18 protein-coding genes are annotated in these 17,476 nt (G+C 62.9%); 14 read left to right on the top strand and 4 right to left on the bottom strand.

Annotation, left to right across the window (positions count from 1 at the left end; translation table 11 throughout):
• Positions 1–316: 316 nt before the first annotated feature.
• The gene (locus GQS65_RS02880) at positions 317–1,084 is read right to left on the bottom strand and encodes a hypothetical protein (RefSeq protein WP_158203172.1); all 768 of its coding nucleotides are present in this window, start codon (positions 1,082–1,084) and stop codon (positions 317–319) included.
• On the opposite strand from GQS65_RS02880, the gene GQS65_RS02875 reads away from it, so the two are divergent.
• Positions 1,060–1,509, top strand: coding sequence for a hypothetical protein (locus GQS65_RS02875; RefSeq protein ID WP_158203171.1), 450 nt, complete (start codon positions 1,060–1,062; stop codon positions 1,507–1,509). The two genes, GQS65_RS02880 and GQS65_RS02875, sit on opposite strands and share 25 nt — an antisense overlap.
• Positions 1,510–1,554: 45 nt before the next feature.
• Here GQS65_RS02875 and GQS65_RS02870 read toward each other — a convergent pair whose 3' ends face one another.
• Positions 1,555–1,755 (bottom strand): hypothetical protein, encoded by a 201-nt coding sequence (locus GQS65_RS02870; protein WP_158203170.1) that lies wholly within the window; start codon positions 1,753–1,755, stop codon positions 1,555–1,557.
• Between the two features lie 224 nt (positions 1,756–1,979).
• On the opposite strand from GQS65_RS02870, the gene GQS65_RS02865 reads away from it, so the two are divergent.
• The 9 genes from GQS65_RS02865 (at position 1,980) to GQS65_RS02830 (ending at position 9,615) form a co-directional block, all read left to right on the top strand.
• A complete protein-coding gene (locus GQS65_RS02865; protein ID WP_158203169.1) occupies positions 1,980–2,210 on the top strand; it encodes an AbrB/MazE/SpoVT family DNA-binding domain-containing protein in 231 nt (76 codons plus the stop codon).
• Positions 2,211–2,585 (top strand): type II toxin-antitoxin system VapC family toxin, encoded by a 375-nt coding sequence (locus GQS65_RS02860; RefSeq protein WP_158203168.1) that lies wholly within the window; start codon positions 2,211–2,213, stop codon positions 2,583–2,585. It begins immediately after the preceding gene.
• Positions 2,586–3,791: 1,206 nt separating this feature from the next.
• Positions 3,792–4,070: a hypothetical protein gene (locus GQS65_RS02855; protein WP_158203167.1), complete on the top strand. Its 279-nt coding sequence runs from the start codon at positions 3,792–3,794 to the stop codon at positions 4,068–4,070.
• A 698-nt stretch (positions 4,071–4,768) separates the two neighbouring features.
• On the top strand, positions 4,769–5,236 hold the full coding sequence (locus tag GQS65_RS02850) for a hypothetical protein (protein WP_368279778.1): 468 nt from the start codon (positions 4,769–4,771) through the stop codon (positions 5,234–5,236).
• 177 nt (positions 5,237–5,413) lie between these two features.
• Positions 5,414–6,043, top strand: a complete 630-nt coding sequence (locus GQS65_RS02845; protein WP_158203166.1) for a helix-turn-helix domain-containing protein — start codon at positions 5,414–5,416, stop codon at positions 6,041–6,043.
• Between the two features lie 102 nt (positions 6,044–6,145).
• Positions 6,146–6,505 (top strand): group I truncated hemoglobin, encoded by a 360-nt coding sequence (locus tag GQS65_RS02840; protein ID WP_158203165.1) that lies wholly within the window; start codon positions 6,146–6,148, stop codon positions 6,503–6,505.
• A 233-nt stretch (positions 6,506–6,738) separates the two neighbouring features.
• Entirely contained in the window at positions 6,739–8,397 is a 1,659-nt protein-coding gene (locus GQS65_RS02835) for a glycosyltransferase family 39 protein (RefSeq protein WP_158203164.1), read from the top strand.
• Between the two features lie 116 nt (positions 8,398–8,513).
• Complete coding sequence (locus GQS65_RS21820) at positions 8,514–8,639, top strand: hypothetical protein (protein ID WP_267902876.1); 126 nt, start codon at positions 8,514–8,516, stop codon at positions 8,637–8,639.
• Positions 8,640–9,213: 574 nt separating this feature from the next.
• Positions 9,214–9,615 (top strand): acyl-CoA thioesterase, encoded by a 402-nt coding sequence (locus GQS65_RS02830; RefSeq protein WP_158203163.1) that lies wholly within the window; start codon positions 9,214–9,216, stop codon positions 9,613–9,615.
• 1,061 nt (positions 9,616–10,676) lie between these two features.
• Here the strand turns inward: GQS65_RS02830 and GQS65_RS02825 are convergent.
• Entirely contained in the window at positions 10,677–11,441 is a 765-nt protein-coding gene (locus tag GQS65_RS02825; protein WP_158203162.1) for an SDR family oxidoreductase, read from the bottom strand.
• Between the two features lie 280 nt (positions 11,442–11,721).
• On the opposite strand from GQS65_RS02825, the gene GQS65_RS02820 reads away from it, so the two are divergent.
• The 4 genes from GQS65_RS02820 (at position 11,722) to GQS65_RS02805 (ending at position 16,926) form a co-directional block, all read left to right on the top strand.
• Positions 11,722–13,386 carry an ABC transporter substrate-binding protein gene (locus GQS65_RS02820; protein WP_158203161.1) on the top strand — a complete coding sequence of 555 codons (1,665 nt, stop codon included), beginning with the start codon at positions 11,722–11,724 and terminating at the stop codon, positions 13,384–13,386.
• Positions 13,387–13,508: 122 nt separating this feature from the next.
• A complete protein-coding gene (locus tag GQS65_RS02815) occupies positions 13,509–14,528 on the top strand; it encodes an aldo/keto reductase (RefSeq protein ID WP_394351423.1) in 1,020 nt (339 codons plus the stop codon).
• 425 nt (positions 14,529–14,953) lie between these two features.
• Entirely contained in the window at positions 14,954–15,985 is a 1,032-nt protein-coding gene (locus tag GQS65_RS02810; protein ID WP_158203160.1) for an ornithine cyclodeaminase family protein, read from the top strand.
• Positions 15,982–16,926 carry a dihydrodipicolinate synthase family protein gene (locus tag GQS65_RS02805; RefSeq protein ID WP_158203159.1) on the top strand — a complete coding sequence of 315 codons (945 nt, stop codon included), beginning with the start codon at positions 15,982–15,984 and terminating at the stop codon, positions 16,924–16,926. The genes GQS65_RS02810 and GQS65_RS02805 overlap by 4 nt, the downstream gene beginning before the upstream one ends.
• 66 nt (positions 16,927–16,992) lie before the next feature.
• On the opposite strand, the gene GQS65_RS02800 is transcribed toward GQS65_RS02805, so the two are convergent.
• Positions 16,993–17,451, bottom strand: coding sequence for a nuclear transport factor 2 family protein (locus tag GQS65_RS02800; RefSeq protein ID WP_158203158.1), 459 nt, complete (start codon positions 17,449–17,451; stop codon positions 16,993–16,995).
• Positions 17,452–17,476 lie beyond the last annotated feature (25 nt).

Raw genomic sequence — 17,476 nt, 5'->3', positions numbered from 1 at the left:
TCTTTTTCGGCACAAGTTCAGAAGGTTGTCTGGATTGGTTGCTGAGCTGCAGTTCGTGTTCGTATTCCCGGTAGAAGTCCAGACATTGCATTTTGAGACCGCGAGCACGATTGTTGCGAGTAAAGAGTATTGCATGCGTTCGAGGTAGATGAACAGCGTTCACACCGAGAGAGTCGCCTGCTCAGCGGTCCGGGTGCTCCTGTGCGATTTCTATCACTCGTCGAGGACATCGAGCAACTCGTGGTCGGCCTCGATGAGCGCCAGTATCTCCTCACGATGGGCGTCGAGGTCGAGGTCGGTGGAGCGGCTCATGCTATCAGAGTGTTTTTCTCCCGAGCATTTTGAAGCTTTCCGGGCTCACGGCCCGAGTCGCCTCTCGTGGATGTCCCCGGTTTCGAGCCACGTTGCGAGCTCGTCGGTTCCCCGCCGCGACCGTGACGGTCGAGAAGACATCCCCGTTCAACGGTTCCGACCCACCCCCGACACCGAAGCAACCGCACACACCGCACGAACCGTACACACCGAAGACACCGAACGCACCGAACCAACCGGAATCACCGAGCAAACCACGCTCACCGCCAGCACCACCACCGAGCGAACCGCAGCCGCCGCGAACACCGACCGGATACGCCGGGCCGACGTCTGCGTGGCGTTCGACGACCCGCACTCTGAGTCGGGACGAGGGCTGGTCGTCGAGGTCCAGTACCGGAACCACGGAAAGAACATCGAGCGCGTCCCCCGCGATTTCACCGCCGCCGAGTACAGCGTGTTGTGGGTCGCTCCCGACGATTTCGACGGTATTTCTCTCGTCATCGACGAGGACCGGATTCGCACCGTCTGGCCGACCGCGGTCCCGCCGGTCACCGCCTGGAGTGGAACACCGGCGTTCGTCGACGAACTCCGCGAGCCGCCCGAGTCGGTCGAGGTCGAGGTGCTGTTCCCTACTGACGTCCTCGTGACGCTCTACAAGGACTGGTTGTGGGACCAGATAGAGACCGTCGAACTGCCCTGCGAGTGGGAGACCGTGACGAACGCCTCGGCTCGTGGAGGCACCAAACGGTGCCAGAAGGACACGCGCATCCACAGCTGGCTCTCTCTCTCAAACGCGAGCGCAACGGCGACCTGCACCTCGAACTCTGGCGCAAGGACACGGAGGAAGACGAGTCCGAGTGCGTCCGGTTGCACGTCACCGAAGAAGATTTAGACCGACTCGTCGCCATCGACAAGGCGGCGATGCAGTACACCTACGAAGGCCGGGTCGGCCACGACGCCATCGTGTCCCCCGAGGAGTGGACAGTCCTCGAAGACGTGCTGGTCGACAGCGCCGAGGACCACCGAGTGCGGGTTCGGTTGTACGAGCCACCGGACGGGGGGCTCGCCATCAAGATGGAGCGCGTCGACCAGCAGGACGGCCACACCGAACTCTGCGTGCAAGCGAGGCACGAGACGCCGTTCGAGGGCCTCAGAAACGACTACTGCCGTATCCGGCGTGAGGAAGCCGAGGAGTGACGCTGCATACCTTACCGGTTTAGTTAGATAGAGAGCGTGGGTCGCTCACGAATCCCGTCGGTATGCTCTATATGAGACTACCCCACCGCCCACGAGAATGAACACGACCGAGAGCCACGGATAATCGATGACGTCAGCGAGCGTCAACACAGCGTACGCGATACCAAGCAGAACAAGTCCGATATTCACCGGCGTCAGGACCCGGACGGATGAGAAATCGTCTGCATCAACCACATTGGAGGCCATGGTCTGCTGTAGTTTGGCTTACAGTTTGAATCTTCCGGCGAGCAGAACTGTTCGATACACTCGTGCCGCGAGTGAAACACTGTCGTCCCTGCCAGACCGTGTTCATATTGTCCACCGGCGTGACCGACTTAGAGGACACATGCAGAAACGACGAGATTCCATATGGTGGGTAAGGAGGTACGAAATGGGTAAGGCTCTTGTATCGACCCACTGTAGTTGAGAACATGTCCGAAGCAACGCTGGACGGTCGTGGACGTCTCACGCTTCCGAAAGAGGTTCGAGAGCGATACGGCGAACACTACCGTATCGTCCAACTTCACGACGGCATCAAGTTGGTTCCAGTCGAGGACGATCCGCTCGATGCCCTCCGTTCCGAGTTCGCAGACGTCGAGAAGACGGCGGAAGAACTCCGTCAGGAAGGACGCAAGGCCGCGCTGGACGAGGCCGGACGCTGAATGTACGCGGAAACGGACTTCCTTCTGGCACTCATCAAGGACGAAGACTGGCTCGGTGAGGCCGCAGCGGCCGTCTACCACGACTATCAGGACGAACTGTGGACGTCCCAGTTCACACTCGTCGAACTTCTCATGGTCGCGTACCGTGAAGGGCGAGATACGGAGCGAGTCATAACGAATGCGGCTGCCCTGCTCGACGTGCGTGGTGACGTGGATACGGTCGTCACAGCTGCGACCTACGTCGAAGACCACGGGTTCACACCCTTCGACGCGCTCCATCTCGTCGAATCCGGTGGTGACACAATCGTCTCCAGTGACGAGACGTACAAGTCGTTTGCTCCACGACTCGACCTGAAAGCGGTCCAAGACGAGTGACCGCTGTTCACCGGACGTGCCCTCAACTTCTCGGTGGACTAAGCTGGTAGCGTTGTGTCGCGAGTGTCTCGGGGAGATGGAACTCCATCGAGAAGTCGACGCCGACGGAGTCGTCGACCAGGCGATTCAGGGCGTCGGGGTCGATATGATCGAACAGACTGAACTGTTCCGTAGTGACCGCTGGGTTTCGTGAGCGCGGACTGCCTCTGTGATAGCGACGCTAATCGGAACGGTCTCCTCGTCTGGGTAGTCGCGTCGTCGCTTTGCGTCATCGTCCGTGTGTAGTACCACGATTGTCGTGGCAAAAGATACCCGTACAGCCGTCACACGCGAACACAAGAAGCCCCCTCCTATTGACTGACTCTGGCACCTCCCCGTCTGGCTACGGAATCTATCAAAGACGACTACGAACTCACCCGCCGTCGAAGAGGTGTGTTCAATGCTATCAACAAATACACTCACGCTCTCTGTTCATCAAACGGCGGGTAATACTGTGTGGTGTATTCCGCACGACGGCCACGCGTATGGACCATGTCACGGGGACACGACGACTAGTGTCCACCATCCCCGTATCAGAGAGACGGAGACACAGGGGAATTCCTAGTCTCGGAGTTCGCAGTTGACGAGCCAGTCGGAAAGCCTTGGTCGCCCACCCTGTTGATAACATGGACTTCACCTCGTGGCCGATAGACAGCCTCCCGCGTATTGGCACTGGAACCAGACGGAAGTGGAAGCGAGTTCCCGGGGAGTCCCGGGAGAAGCCGCATGCGACCAGTGGGGTCCGACAGCCTCTACATCGCGTGTGACGCCCATCGCTTCACGACGGGCAGATATGATACCTCAACACAGGACGGTAAACACGTGCCTCAATCACGGCATTTATTTGTCATCTATCCCACAATTGGATGAGTGGCACGGATTCATCGAGATGGTGAATAACGAACCCCTCGTCGCTAACGTGCGGTAGGAATCAGGAGCCGCGAGTCCGGCCGGTCCTTCAGCCTCGGTGAGAGACTCACACTTCGGGTCTCCCGAACATGAGCGATGCATCACACGTACTGCACCGACAGGAGGTGAAGCTACTGTCCTGCGGTTCCGGTCTACCTGTGAGGCCCGCCCACGGTCCATGTCGCAGGGTGCATCCACCGTCCACTGGACTCAGGGGTGGGACGTGAGCGGGCAGGAGCGACGAGTGACGTCTTCCCGATGAGTGGTCGGCTTCACGAGCGGAGCCGTTTTTCACTCGGCGGCCTGTTCGTCGTCGATACCGATACCCGTCGGTTCGCCGATGGTCGGCGTGTTGTTCAGGAGGTCGGTAGGCGTGTCGAAGTCGCGTCCACCTCTCAGGTCGCCCCGAGACGTCGCTACAGGAGAACCGGGTCCCTCACCGTCAAAGGGGGAGTTGAACTACGGACGACAGTAGCGACGGAGGTGCAGGCGACGCTCGATCCAGATGTGGTTGGGGCGATGGTGGTCGAGCAGTGAAGCGGGGCGTAGCGTTCCCGCCGCGCCGGTGGGACCGAGTCGTATCCTCAAGGAGGGAACGGACTGTGTGAGCGGACGCTATCGCTTCCAACTACTTGGTATAACTATCGAACTTAACTGTACAGTATAACTCTCGAGCTATAGCAGTTGGTATAGCTGGAGACTATCTTCGGCACGGATGTCTCAAACTCTCTCCTCCAGCGATGGAGTCCCCACGCTATCGGAGGACGTGAACGACGAGAGGACCTCTCGCTCGCTGCGACCTGTTCGAGGTCGTCAGAACCCCTCGTTGATTGCCATACTCATCTACAGTAACTCAACTGATACAGGCGCGGAACGCGTCTATCAGCCGAGTCACCGCGAATCAGCCTGCAGCCACCCCCGCCCACTGCTTACCAGTATCGGTGGACAGAGAGCGTGTCTCCGTCGTCGCAGCGGCACACGTGCGTTCCGGTGTCCGAGCGTTTCGTTGGACAGTTCATCTACGCGGTTAGTACGTTCGTCGAACGCACCAGAATCCGTAATTGAGTACTCTCTGTATCGGCAGTCGTATCATGTCCGACGATGTGTCACCCAGTTCAGAACAGTCCGGCTCCTACGGAGTCGACCGCCGTCGATTCCTCAGACGCACCGCTGGAATCGGCGCGGGGATCGCTGCCGTCCCTGTGTTCGGTGGTGTCGCAGCGGCACATTTTCCGGTGGAACTGGACATCCATGTCCAGCCGCGAAACGAGGAGAACTTCGTCGATCTCGACGAGCACGACCGTGTGTCGGTCGTCGTGCACCCTTCGGAGTTTCTGAACTCGGATGGCAAGCGGGAGACGTTCGACCCCACCGAGCGGGATGTGCGCTATCGTCTTGGCTCTCGAAGCACGCTCGACGATGGAGCGGGTGCTCGTCCAACCGACGACGGCGAGGTGACGGAGACGACCACCGGCCACGGGGACCACGAGCGCACGACGGAGGTACTCACGCTGACGTTCCCCGTCGAACAGATGGGGCTCGGGCGGGGGGATGACACCATCTGGCTCTACTGGGAGCGTGATGCCTCCGGCGAACATGGCTCCTCCGGAACTGATACCGTTTCGGTGTACGGCGGAACACCATCGTCACGAGAACTTCAGGAGCTTCTTCGGCGGTGGGTGAGACTCTGGAGTCGATACTGACGCAGAGGAACCGAAGCTCCTGTTACACGCGCCACACGTCGAACAGCCGAGTCAGCACGAATCGACCCGAGGGAAAGCCACCCCGTCCCGTGAGCATTCGTTGGCACAATATCGACAGGTCGTAGTGTCCCTCCGCGTATCGGTCAGGACTTACACGGTCGACTCGAACCGCCAGTGATGGCCACGGGGATTCACGTAGAGATGGTCGTCGAAGGTACCGACGTGTGTCCAGTCACCTCCATCAGCGAGGACTGTGAGGTCGAATCGATCCGTACGGCAGGTGGCGACGGTGGTGTCATCGGTGAACTGACCGTCGACCGTACCGCTCAGAACGAACTCGAGTCACCCGGTACCGATGTCGTGTTCGCCGACGGCTCTCGGGAGGTACACCGGTTCACCAACGACACTGCCGACTGTCCGTGCGGACGGATACCCAATCACGGCTGTCCCGTTCGGGACCTTCGTGCGGAATCGGGCGCGCTTCACCTCTCGTTCATCGCGGCAGGTGTTCCGACGGTCCGCGACGTCGTCACCGACGTCAGAGCGCGCGCCGAGTCGGTACGAATCCGTCGGCTCACTCGCTCCGCACCGGATGGGGAAGAGAGGCTGCTGTTCGTCGACCGGGACAGCTTCACCGACCGCCAGTACGAGACGCTCGAGACCGCCCACGAGATGGGGTACTTCGAGACGCCCAGGCGTTCGAGCAGGAACGACGTCGCGGACGAACTCGACATCACTGGCGCGACGTTCACCGAACACCTAGCTCGTGCTCAGCGCAAACTGCTGGACCAGATCCTTTCGGCGTGAACTGACGCGGGACGCGGTGGCGATACGACGTGTCCCACTTAAAACCCCGACGACGGTAGCAGGAGGTGCTTTCGGGTGAGAGACCGGAGTCTCAGATAGTCGATGTCCGAGACCATCTATCGTCAGATCGGCGGTCGAGAAGCGGTCGAACACGTCGTCGACGACTTCTACGACCGAGTACTGGCCGACGACGACCTCGTCGGATACTTCGAGGGGATGGACATGGCCGAACTTCGTGCCCATCAGGTCCAGTTCGTGAGTGCAGTTGCAGGGGGCCCGGTCGATTATTCGGGTGCGAACATGCGTGAAGCCCACAGTCACCTCGATATCGGCGAGGACGACTTCGATGCCGTCTGTCGATACCTCGAAGAAGCACTGGTCGACGCCGGGGTGAACGAAGAGAACGTCGAAGCGATCATGTCCGAGGTGGTCGCTCTGAAGGAACCGATCGTCGGGCACTGACCCGCCCAGCGGTCGAACGGTGGGTCCGTCGAAGTCAGGTGCGAGGCACTCGAACGCACACTCACGACGACATGGGGTCGCCCGTTCGTTCAGGTGTCGTTCCTCCACGCCACGTTCTCGTACTCCCGTCTACCGCCACCGACGGGCAGTGGGTACCGGATGCAGAACTCGGGGACAGACTTAATGTCGTCGGCAACTGACACTCTCTAACTCAGAGGACTATGTCAGGTCGCTTGTCCGAACAGCTCACCTCCCTCCGTGCTGAACACACGGACGGGAGTCGTCGGTCGGTCCACTCCAGCCTCGCGCTCGTCGTAACTCTCGGTATCGCGGCTGCGCTTCGCCTGTACCGCCTCGGAGCGGAGAGTATCTGGCTCGACGAGGCCCTCGCACACCACCACGCGACGACGCTGACTACCACCGAACTGCTCGTCTGGCTCCCCCAACGCGACCCGAACCCGCCACTCTACTTCCTCGCACTCAGCGAGTGGACGGCCCTCGTCGGAGACGGACTGGTTGCGATGCGGGCGCTGTCGGCCCTCTTCGGTGTGCTCGCCGTCGCCCTCGTCTTCCTGGTCGGGCGGCGACTGTTCGACCGACGGGCCGGCTTCGCGGCGGCCGCGTTCCTCGCTGTCTCGCCGTTTCACGTCTTCTACGGACAGGAAGCACGGATGTACGCACTCCTCACGGCGGCGGCGCTCGCGTCGTACCTGTTCTTGCTCCGGATCGAGACCGGTGGCGGACGGGTCGACACCGTGGGGTACGTTCTCTCGACGGTCGTACTCGTCCATACACATACGTACGGACTGTTCGTCGTCGGTGCACAGGCACTCTACCTCCTGTCTCTCTCCGTCGAGGGTGGTAGAGCGGGCGTGTACGACTTCCTCCGGCGGTGGACCGTGCCGGTCGGTGTGACGGCCGTGTTATCCACACCCTGGATAGCGCTGCTCGCGCTGCGTGTGTTCGGGGGTCCGGGCCAAACCGCGGGAGTCGAGTCCGGCAACGCTGCGAGTGCGGTCACTATCCCGACGCCCGGTGTCGTCTCTCTCCCGACGACGTATCTCGCACACTGGGTGCCACTGGGGTCGCTCGTAGACGGTGTTGGCGTCGCCGAGATCGTCGCGCTCGGCGGATTCGCCGTAATCGTTCTCGGCTGTCTGGTCGGTCTCTTCGGGTCTGCCGTTAGAACGGACCGGTTCCGTACCCGTGGGGGTGAGCGTTCGGAGGAGAGACGGCTTCTCGATATCGGAATCGCGGTCGTTCGTGACCGCCGAAACCGACTGCTGCTCACGTGGGCGGTCGTCCCCGTGCTGGTCCCATTCGTCCTCTCGTACACCGTGACACCCATCTTCGTCCACCGGTATACGATCGGGGCATCGCTGGCCGTGGCACTCCTCGCTGGCGGCGGACTGACGCGACTCGAGCGGGGACACGTGCGGTACGCTGCCGTGGCCATCGTCCTCGTCGGAGCCGTCGCATCGTTGCCGGCGCACTACGGCACAGACCAGAAAGAACAGTGGCGAGAGGCGACGGCGACCGTCGAAGAGGAGGCAGCTCCAGGCGACCTCGTCATCGTCTCGACCGACAGCGCAACGCTGCCCTACGACTACCACGCGACGCGCGGAGACTTGGTGGTCGTCCCGGTCCCGGAGGATGCGACTCGGGCGGCCATCGACGAGCACCTCGACGGAGAGCATCGCAGGGTCTGGTTCGTCGCCTCCCATCTCACCGAGGGCCAAGAACGACGCTACCGGTCGGTACTCGGCGAGGGGCACACACGCACCGAGACCCAGTCGTTCACCGGTGTGAGGGTCTACGAGTACGTCAACACGGCATCTCCGGACGCCAGCGTCTCTGACGGTCGCCGGACGACGGAGAGCGAGTCCGGCTGAAGACGCTCACACCAGCGTTTCGTCCGATGGATCCGCTACGGTGGTGAGCGAGCGCCGACCGGACCGATACGAGCGAGTGGAACTGTTAAGTAGAGGCGGTCGAAACCTTCGACCAGATGCGTCTCTATCTAATTCTCACTCGTCGTGACGATGGTCGGACTGGGGCGACCGAACTCGTCTGGTTGGCTGGCGTGCTCGTCTCGCTAATCGGGTCTCTCGTCGTCAGAAACCTGCTGCAGTGACTCTGACCAGCGAGCGACGTGTACACCGCACTGTCGATTAACCGAGAGGCCCACCTCCGTACGCCCCCCCACTCGGGTGTCCGATGGTGGGTGGGAACGCAGTCGACATCGCCGTTGGCCGTGGTTCTGGTACCGCTCTCGTCCGGTTCGGCCGGGTCGTACCCCACGGACCGTTCGACAACACGAAACCGGGTTTCGGGTCGAGACTGGGGATTCTCCTGTCTCCGGAAGTGACGCGCAGGGTAGTCGACCCGCCAGGGTAGTCGTGATTCGACGAGAACCGAACGACCACGCAGGCATCCTCTGGCGCACCCTACGGGAGTCGACACGAATCCTCTCGGATAGGGACACGGGTTCGACGACTGGACACCGATGGACCGGTCGAGTCTGTAACCATCGATACCGCTCTCTGGGGAACGCGGCCAGCCATTCGAGCAGTACGGCGGCCCACGCCAGACTCGTCCGGATCCCCGGCACAACCGCTCGGACTCGTCCCGTCGGTCGGTGTCGACGACTCGTCGGTCCGCTCGACCCGGCAGGTGAAGTTATCTCGGTGAGCGACGTGCCACCGAGTATGACGTTCCAGACAACGATTCCCGTTCGCTTCCGTGACATCGACCCGTTGGGTCACGTCAACAACGCCGTCTACGTCACGTATCTCGAAGCGACTCGTACCGCGTTCTACGAATCGGTCCTCGAGATGTCGATGCTCGACATCGACACCGTCCTCGCGCACGTGGAGGTCGACTTCGTCCGACCGATAGCCGGCGAGGCGAGCGTCGTGGTCGACCTCTCCGTCGGCGAGCTGGGCCGGTCGAGCGTGCCGATGGAGTACGTTATTCACGATGGTGACTCGGACCGGCCGTTCGCGGCGGCCCGGTCCGTTCAGGTGTTCGTCGACGTGGAAACCGGGACGTCGAGGCCGCTTCCGGACTGGTATCGAGAGGCGTTGGAGTCCGCCAGTGGCGACTCGTAAGCCGGAGTCAGCAGAACGTGTCTGCGGTGTCGTGAACGGTCGGACCAGTGTGCGGTGCGCGTAGCTCGGGCGGCGAGAGTATAACACCACTATTTTTGTTATCTCTACCATCCTACGGTGCGTACGTCGAGGCGTGTGAGAGGCACTCCACACCGGAGGGACGGCCGACCACAGCAGTGTGAATCACGGACGGAGAGCAGTACGAGCGTGAACCCGAGTCCGTCACCGAGCACCGTCGACTGGCGAAAGACCGGTATGTCGTTCGGATACCTCGTTCCCCATCGTCGAACGGACGTGTGGGTATGGTGGCCACCAGCGTCGGAAGATCCGTCCACTCACGCCTCGAGTCGCTCCGTAGAGTGACTCTCTCCCGCTCCGGCCGGTCGAAACGACGACGTCGATGCGTACGATACACGCACAGTGCGCCAAAAACGTCGGACAGGGGCCGCTCACGACCGCTACAGTTCCTCCGATCTGTGTCTGGCGACGGGGTGACACGGCCCGCTACTCCCCTCACACTGGCGGCTACCGCTGTATCGACACCCGTTCCCGAGAGCGTCGGGCGTCGTCCCTTCGACGAGGGACCCCACCGTGCTGGGACGGCGAGTTCGAGTGGTTCACCGACGGGGCCACGGGGAATGCTAGCACGTCTGTTTCCCGATGGCGAACGGGATGCACGCCTGCCGTTCGTGTTGCCGACTCTCTCACTCGACTCGGCCGCGGGTCGGTTCTGGTTCGACCCAGGTCACCGACCGTCCCGACGCCGGGGGTCCAGCGTCGGCACGACGGTGCCGTCGAGTTGGCCGGCGTTCGAGTGTACGGGAGTCTGATGCGACGGTCGGGGGAGTAGAACCGAACGACCCCCTCACGAGGCCGGACCCGAATCGCCCGTCTGGGGTCGTTCTCGGCGCCACGGAGGACCGACCGCGGCCGCGTGGTTGATGCCGGGAGACCTCCGAGAGCGGGTCGCTCGAAGATGTTGGCACTCTACCGACTCGTGCGAACTGCTCGGACGACCACCGACGAACGTCGGCGACGCGTTCCGGCTGTACGACCGTCGCTCACACGTTCGTCTCCCCACCGTCGACCAGCAGCGAACTTCCGGTGACGTACGATGCCATCTCGCTGGCCAAGTAGACGACGCTGTCAGCGACCTCCTCCGGGCGACCGAACCGACCAGCGGGAACCCCCTCTCGGAGGTCCTCGCCGGTCGCCGAATCGAGGACGTCGATGTCCTCGACGTTCATTCGGGTCTCGATCGTTCCGGGGTGGACCGCGTTCACCCGGACGTCGGGAGACAGCGTCTCGGCGGTCGAGTACGTCAACATCCGGACCGCGCCTTTCGTCGCGGAGTAGAGCGGATACGCTCCGGACCCCCTGATGCCGAGCGTACTCGAGACGTTGACGATCGCTCCACCACCGCGTTCCAGGAGTCGAAGCCCCGCGACCTTCGTTCCGAAGACGACGCCCTTGACGTTCACGTCGGTCACTCGCCGATACTCCGTCTCGTCGAGTTCGAGCAGCGGAGTGTCGGAGATGACGCCTGCGTTGTTCACCATGACGTCGATTCCACCGAACTCGTCGGCAGTGTCGACGGCGCGCTCCAGCGCCGCGGTACTGGTCACGTCGCACTCGACGAACGTCGCCGCTCGGTCCGTGTTGTCTTCGATCCACTCGTGGGTCGGAACACCACCCTCTCTCGGCGTCTCTTGGATGTCTGCGACCACGACGTCCGCACCGTGCCGGGCACTGGTCTTTGCGATGGCGCGGCCATTACCGCTCGCGCCTCCGGTGACGACGACGGTCTTCTCGTCGAGGAGACTCATGCCAGTTCCTCACGACACCGAATCAAATAGGTTCGGATTACCACGCTACGAACGCGGACGCAGGGAATCTCGACCGAGCAGCCGTGGGCAGGTAGCTATCGTCCGGGACCGGCTCGCCATCGGTCGGACGCCACCACCGCCTCCACCGTTCCCTGTCTCCGAATCGTGCCGACGAACCAACCGTTTAAGTGCGAGAACGATAGTGTGTAGTGTGTTGCCACGCATGACGAACGAGTCAACTACACCGACGGATGTACCGTCAGACGACCGCCGCCGATTCATGAAAGTGATGGGAGCCGGAGGGACGACGGCCCTGCTCGCGGGTTGTCTGGGTGGTGGTCAAGGGAACGGGACCGACAGTACCGACGGGGGTGGAGGAGGGACTGGGACGGACGACGACCCAGATAGTGGTAGTCGCTCCGGCGGGACGTTCACCTTCGCCCTCGGGAGCGAACCAACCACGCTCGACACGCACGAGACCAGGCGGGTCCCCGAGCAGCTCGTGCTCGACGCCGTCACCGAGCCGTTGTTCCGCCTCGACCAAGAGAAAAAGCCCGTTCCGCACTTGGTCAGCAACACCGAGCGCAACGACGACGCGAGCGAGTTCACCTTCACCATCAAAGACGGTGTGACGTTCCACGACGGCGAAACGTTCGACGCGGAGTCCGCCGCGTGGAACATCGATCGGTTCCTCGACGTCGGGACGAACGCCTACATCCTCGGTGACCCGGCACGGGTCGAGGCGACCGGGGAGATGGAGCTGACGGTCGGCTACGACAGCCCGAAACCCCGGTTGCCGACACTGCTCACGAACTGGTACGTGGGGATGGTCTCGAAGGCGGCCGTCGACGACGCGGGCGAAGACTACGGCGTCGGGTCCGTCGTCGGAACCGGTCCGTTCTCGTTCGACCAGTGGTCCCAGGGCCAGAGTATCTCGCTCTCCCGGTTCGACGAGTACACCTGGGGACCGGAGTTCGCGGACAACACCGGGCCAGCGAACGTCTCGGCTGTCGAGTTTCGCGTCATTCCGGAGGCGACGACACGAATCAACGAACTGACGTCGGGGAACGTCGACGGGACGAGCTACATCCCACTGAGTGATATCGAGAACGTCGCGGACAGCGACGGTGCGACAGTCCACGAGACCGACTTCCCGTATCCGGCGTACTTCCCGCTGAACATGCAGCGGTCCCCGACCGACGACATCACCGTTCGGAAGGCGATTGCTCACGCGATTCGACGTGAACCGATCGTCAACGCGGCGGTCGGTGGACACGGGACGCAGATTCACGCGCTCGCGCCACCCTCGAGCGTCAACGGACTCACCGAAGAAGCCGCGATGGAGGTCGGATACGAGGAGACCGCCGAGAAGGCCCGTCAACTGTTCGAGGAGGCGGGATGGACGAACGCCTCACAGGGTGAAACGCGGACCAAAGACGGGGACTCGCTGACGCTCACGATGCTCGCGTTCGACCTCAATCAGTGGTCGACACAGGGCGAGGTCGCACAGTCGCTGCTCGGTGAGGTCGGCGTCGAGGTGAATCTCGAAGTCGTCGAGGGAGGGACGTTCTACAGCAAACTGGAGAATCAGGAGTACCACACGCTCACGGGCGGAACTGGCGCGTACTTCGCGGTCGACTTCCTCGACTCGGCGTTTCACAGCGACAACGTCGCAACGACTGGCGGGTTCAACAACTCTATGATCGAGAGTAGCGAACTCGACGAGCTAATCGAGACGGCGAAGTCCGCACCCGAGGAGGCGGCCCGAGTGGAAGCGGTCAAGGAGGCCCAGCGGTTCGTGATGGAGCAGGCTGCAGCGGTCCCCGTGATGACGATCAACCGGACGTACGGCAACCAGAACCCGGTCGGCGGTCTGGAGGCGTTTCTCGAACACGACTGGTATCCCATCGCGTACTTCGTCCACTGGACAGACGTCACGCTCTGACCGCGAGACGCCACGGTAGCTACCCCCGAACTGGTGGGGCGGCGACAGTGACGACCAGGGGTTTGCTCGCTCCGGCGTCGGGTTCTCGTCGAACGACCGGGACTTTTGCCGCTGGCACTCCAGTGTCGAGTGTGTACACGACACTTGGCGGGACGGGACTGAGCGTCTCGCGACTCTGCCTCGGAACCGCCCGCTTCGGTCGGGCAGTCAACACCGACCGAACGCGGCGTCTCGACGAGCAGATAATCGACCGGGAGACCGCCCACGACCTCCTCGACACGGCCTTCGACCAAGGTGTCAACTTCATCGACACTGCGAACTCGTACGGTCGTCCCGTCGAAGGGCGTGCGGAACGCTACATCGGCGAGTGGCTGGACGGACGCGACCGCGAGTCGGTGGTCGTCGCGTCGAAAGTGTACGGGGACATGGGCGATGGTCCGAACGACGCTGGACTGTCCCGCAAGCACGTCCGAGCACAGCTTCGTGGGACCCTCGACCGTCTCGGCACCGACTACGTCGACATCTACTATCTCCATCGGTGGGACGACGACACCCCCATCACGGAGACGCTGTCGACGCTCGACGATGCCGTTCGGGCCGGTAGAGTCCACCACATCGGTCTCAGTACGGCCGCCGCGTGGCAGCTCGTCAAAGCCCAGTGGACGAGCGACGTCAACGGCTGGGAACCGGTATCGATCACACAGCCGAAGTACAACGCGGTCCATCGTGCCCCGGTCGCACCGTACCTCGACGCGTGCGTCGACTCGAACGTCGGCATCTGTGTCTACTCACCGTTGGCCGGTGGGTTCCTCACCGGCAAGTACGAGCGGTCGACACCGGAGCCGAGTGCGTCGCGAGCCAGCCGTGATCGGGGGTTCCTCGACCGCCCGGAGCGCGACTGGCGAGTCCTCGATACCATCCGAACCGTCGCGGAGGAGTTGGACGCGACACCCACGCAGGTGGCGCTCGCGTGGCTGCTCGCACACGAGCGGCACGCGGCGTTCACGCCGATACCTGTCGTCGGACCGCGAACCGTCGACCAGCTCCGAGACAACCTGAGCGCACTGTCGCTGTCGTTGCCACAGGACGCCTACAGCCGAATCAGTGACGCGTACGGGCACGTCTCCGAGACTGCGCGATGAGACCGCGGTTGGGCGGTACGTGACTCGACAGAGATCCAGCGACAGGTCCGTCCGCGGGCGATGCTCTGCGATTGGGTGCTTGGTGTGGGGGCCGGCACGGACGGACGGTGCCCGGTCGGACCGCCGTCCGACCTCGTCGCACGGATACACACGGAAGTCGTGTCCGGCCAGAAGCGACGGAGTGGTTCGCTGCAGGGAGCCCTCTGCAATCGGTGGGTTCCGTTCGAGTCCGAGGGCGGTCGGTCCCTGGTCGATTCCACGGGTCCTTCGGAGGACCGCTCGCGGCCCAACCGGCCGCTGTTCACGACCGTCTGTAGCTGCGAGTGGGTGTGGATACGCGATTCCCATCAGGAGCGCCCAGTGTGTTGGATTTCGGCGGGAGCAGGAGTAGCTATATACCGTCTCGGTCGATACACTGGTTCCGTATGGAAACTGACAGCCCGTCCCCTGGGGAGTTGCTATTCCTCTCTCGGGACGACATCGGTGCCGCCGCTTCCCCGGAAGACTGTCTCGAACGGGTCGAGGACACCTTCCGGTGGGTCGGCGACGGGCAGGTCGAGCAGACCAATCCGATCGAGATCTGGCTCGCAAAGCGTGGCGACGAGTTCGGGTTCGGCAACGTGTCGAGCTATCCCGCGTACATCGAACCGCTCGGTGTGGCGGGGAACAAGTGGCTCGGTGTCTACCAGCAGAACGCCAGGCGCGGTCTGCCGACGTTGAGTGCGGTCAACGTCCTCTCGGACGCGTCGACGGCGATGCCCCTCGCACTCCTCGAAGGGCAGCTAGTGACGGGGATGCGAACGGCCTGTCACGCGGGGGTCGGGGCGAAGTATCTGGCGCGACCGGAGTCGTCGACCCTCGCCATCGTCGGCTGTGGCATGGAGGGACGAACCCACCTGCGGGTGATGGACGCGCTGTTCGACCTCGAACGAATCAACGCGTGTGACATCGACGACGAGACTCGCGAGACGTTCGTCGGGGAGATGAACGAACAGACCGACGCGACGGTCGAAGGCTACGCGGACGCCGAGTCCGCGATCTCCGGAGCGGACGTCATCTGCATGGTGACGACGGCGGAGTCACCCATCGTGATGGCGGAGTGGATAGAGCCGGGGACCCACATCGCGGCGACGAACGGGTTCCAGGACCTCGACCCGACGTTCAGTGCGGCGGCGGACAAGTGGGTCATCGGCGTCGAGGAGCGTGACCGACTGTGGATCGACGGCGAGGAAGTCGGCATCACCGCACCGGAGGGGCTGTCGTACGACGACGTCCACGGCGAGTTGACCGACGTCGTCACCGGTGAGACGACCGGCCGGGAGTCGGCGGACGAACGGACGGTGATGGTCCACATGGGGATGCCGGCGCTGGACGTCGCGGTGTCTCACCTGGTGTACGAAAGAGCTAAACAGGCGGGCATCGGGTCTTCGCTACGTCTGTTCGACCACCAACCATGACTGTACACTTCGAACGGAAGCCACTGGAAGGGATACACGCGCTCTCGCCGCTGTGTCTGGACGAGAACTACGACATCGACCACGACGGGATTCGCTCGAACGTCGAGTGGCTGGAGGACCAGGGGGTCCACAGCGTCATCCAGTTCGCCACGATGGGCCAGTCGATGGCTCCCTCGGAGGCCGAGTTCGACGCCGTGACCGACACCGTCGTCGATGCGGCCGACGACATCGCCTGTGTCGTCGGGGCGTCGGCACAGAACCAGCAGGAAGCGATTCGACGTGCGACGTACGCCGAAGCGGCCGGAGCCGACGGGACGATGATCGAACTCCCGTACATGATTCCGCTCCAGCAGGAGTGGGTCGGTGACTTCTATCGGGACGTCGACGACGCCCTGAACGGCGACATCGGCGTCATCGTCTACAACTACCCCCCGGCGACGGGCGTCGACATCACTCCCGAGACCTGGCGGGAGGAGCTCGTCGACATCCCCTCGGTCAAGGCGGTCAAGGACTCGAACTACTCGACGCCACACTACGACCGTATCCTCGGTCTCTCCGACCGTATCAACGTTATCTCCTCGTACGACTGCCCGTTCTGGCACGACTCACAGCTCGGTGGGAAGGGGTTCATCGGCATCCTGACGTGGGCCGCACCCCAGACTATGCTCCGATTCTACCGGGAGTGTCGCGACGGGAACCACCACGACGACTGGACGATGCGGGTCAACAGGACGCTCGCGCAGGTCTGGGGGGACGTCAGCTCGCTTCCGGGCCGGCCTATCGTCTCGAACTCCCCGGCTATCCTCCACGCGCTCGCGGAGGTCAGCGGGCGACCGGCCGGCGAGGTGCGCCCACCGTATCGCCGTCTCGACGACGAAGCGCAGACGGCGCTCGTCGAGGCGGTCGAACCGCTTCGAGAGATCGAACGCGACCTCGTCTGAACCCGGTGTCGTAGGAACTGCGGAGACGTCGTCGTCGGCTTTCACATCCGTTCCCGTTCGGTCTGGCTACTCGAAGGGCCGGGGTTCGGCCCACCCGGCGCTTCGGTGCGTCTCGTAGGTCACTGTCGTAGTGAGCCGCGCGATTCGCCAGGTCACGTCGTCGTGCCGGTAGCGTTCGTCGTACCGCCCCTGTTCGAGGAGCGCACTTCCGTCCTCGTCGATGGTGACCGCCCGATAGTACCACAGACCGGTGGCCGTCTCGCGGTCGTCCGCGACGTCGACGAGCGGGTTCGAGACGGTGTGGACGCGGGTCTCGTCCTCGGCGAAGAGCCAGTCCTCGGCGAGCGAGCGAAGCGCGTCACGGCCCTCCGTCGCCCCTTCTCGCGAGGCGTAGTTCACGACGGCGTCTTCGGTGAACAGGTCGAGCCATTCCTCGAGTCGTCCGTCGTCCAAACGATGGCAGTACGCGATTCGCAGCGCCTCGACTGCGCTCCGGACGTCGACGTCGCTCGCTGTCGGTCGCATACCCTCTATCCGGTGAAAGACCACA

The organism is Halomarina oriensis, from assembly GCF_009791395.1.
Lineage (GTDB): Archaea > Halobacteriota > Halobacteria > Halobacteriales > Haloarculaceae > Halomarina > Halomarina oriensis.
Note: the sequence above shows the minus strand (reverse complement) of the source record. Positions and strands in the feature narration are given on the sequence as shown.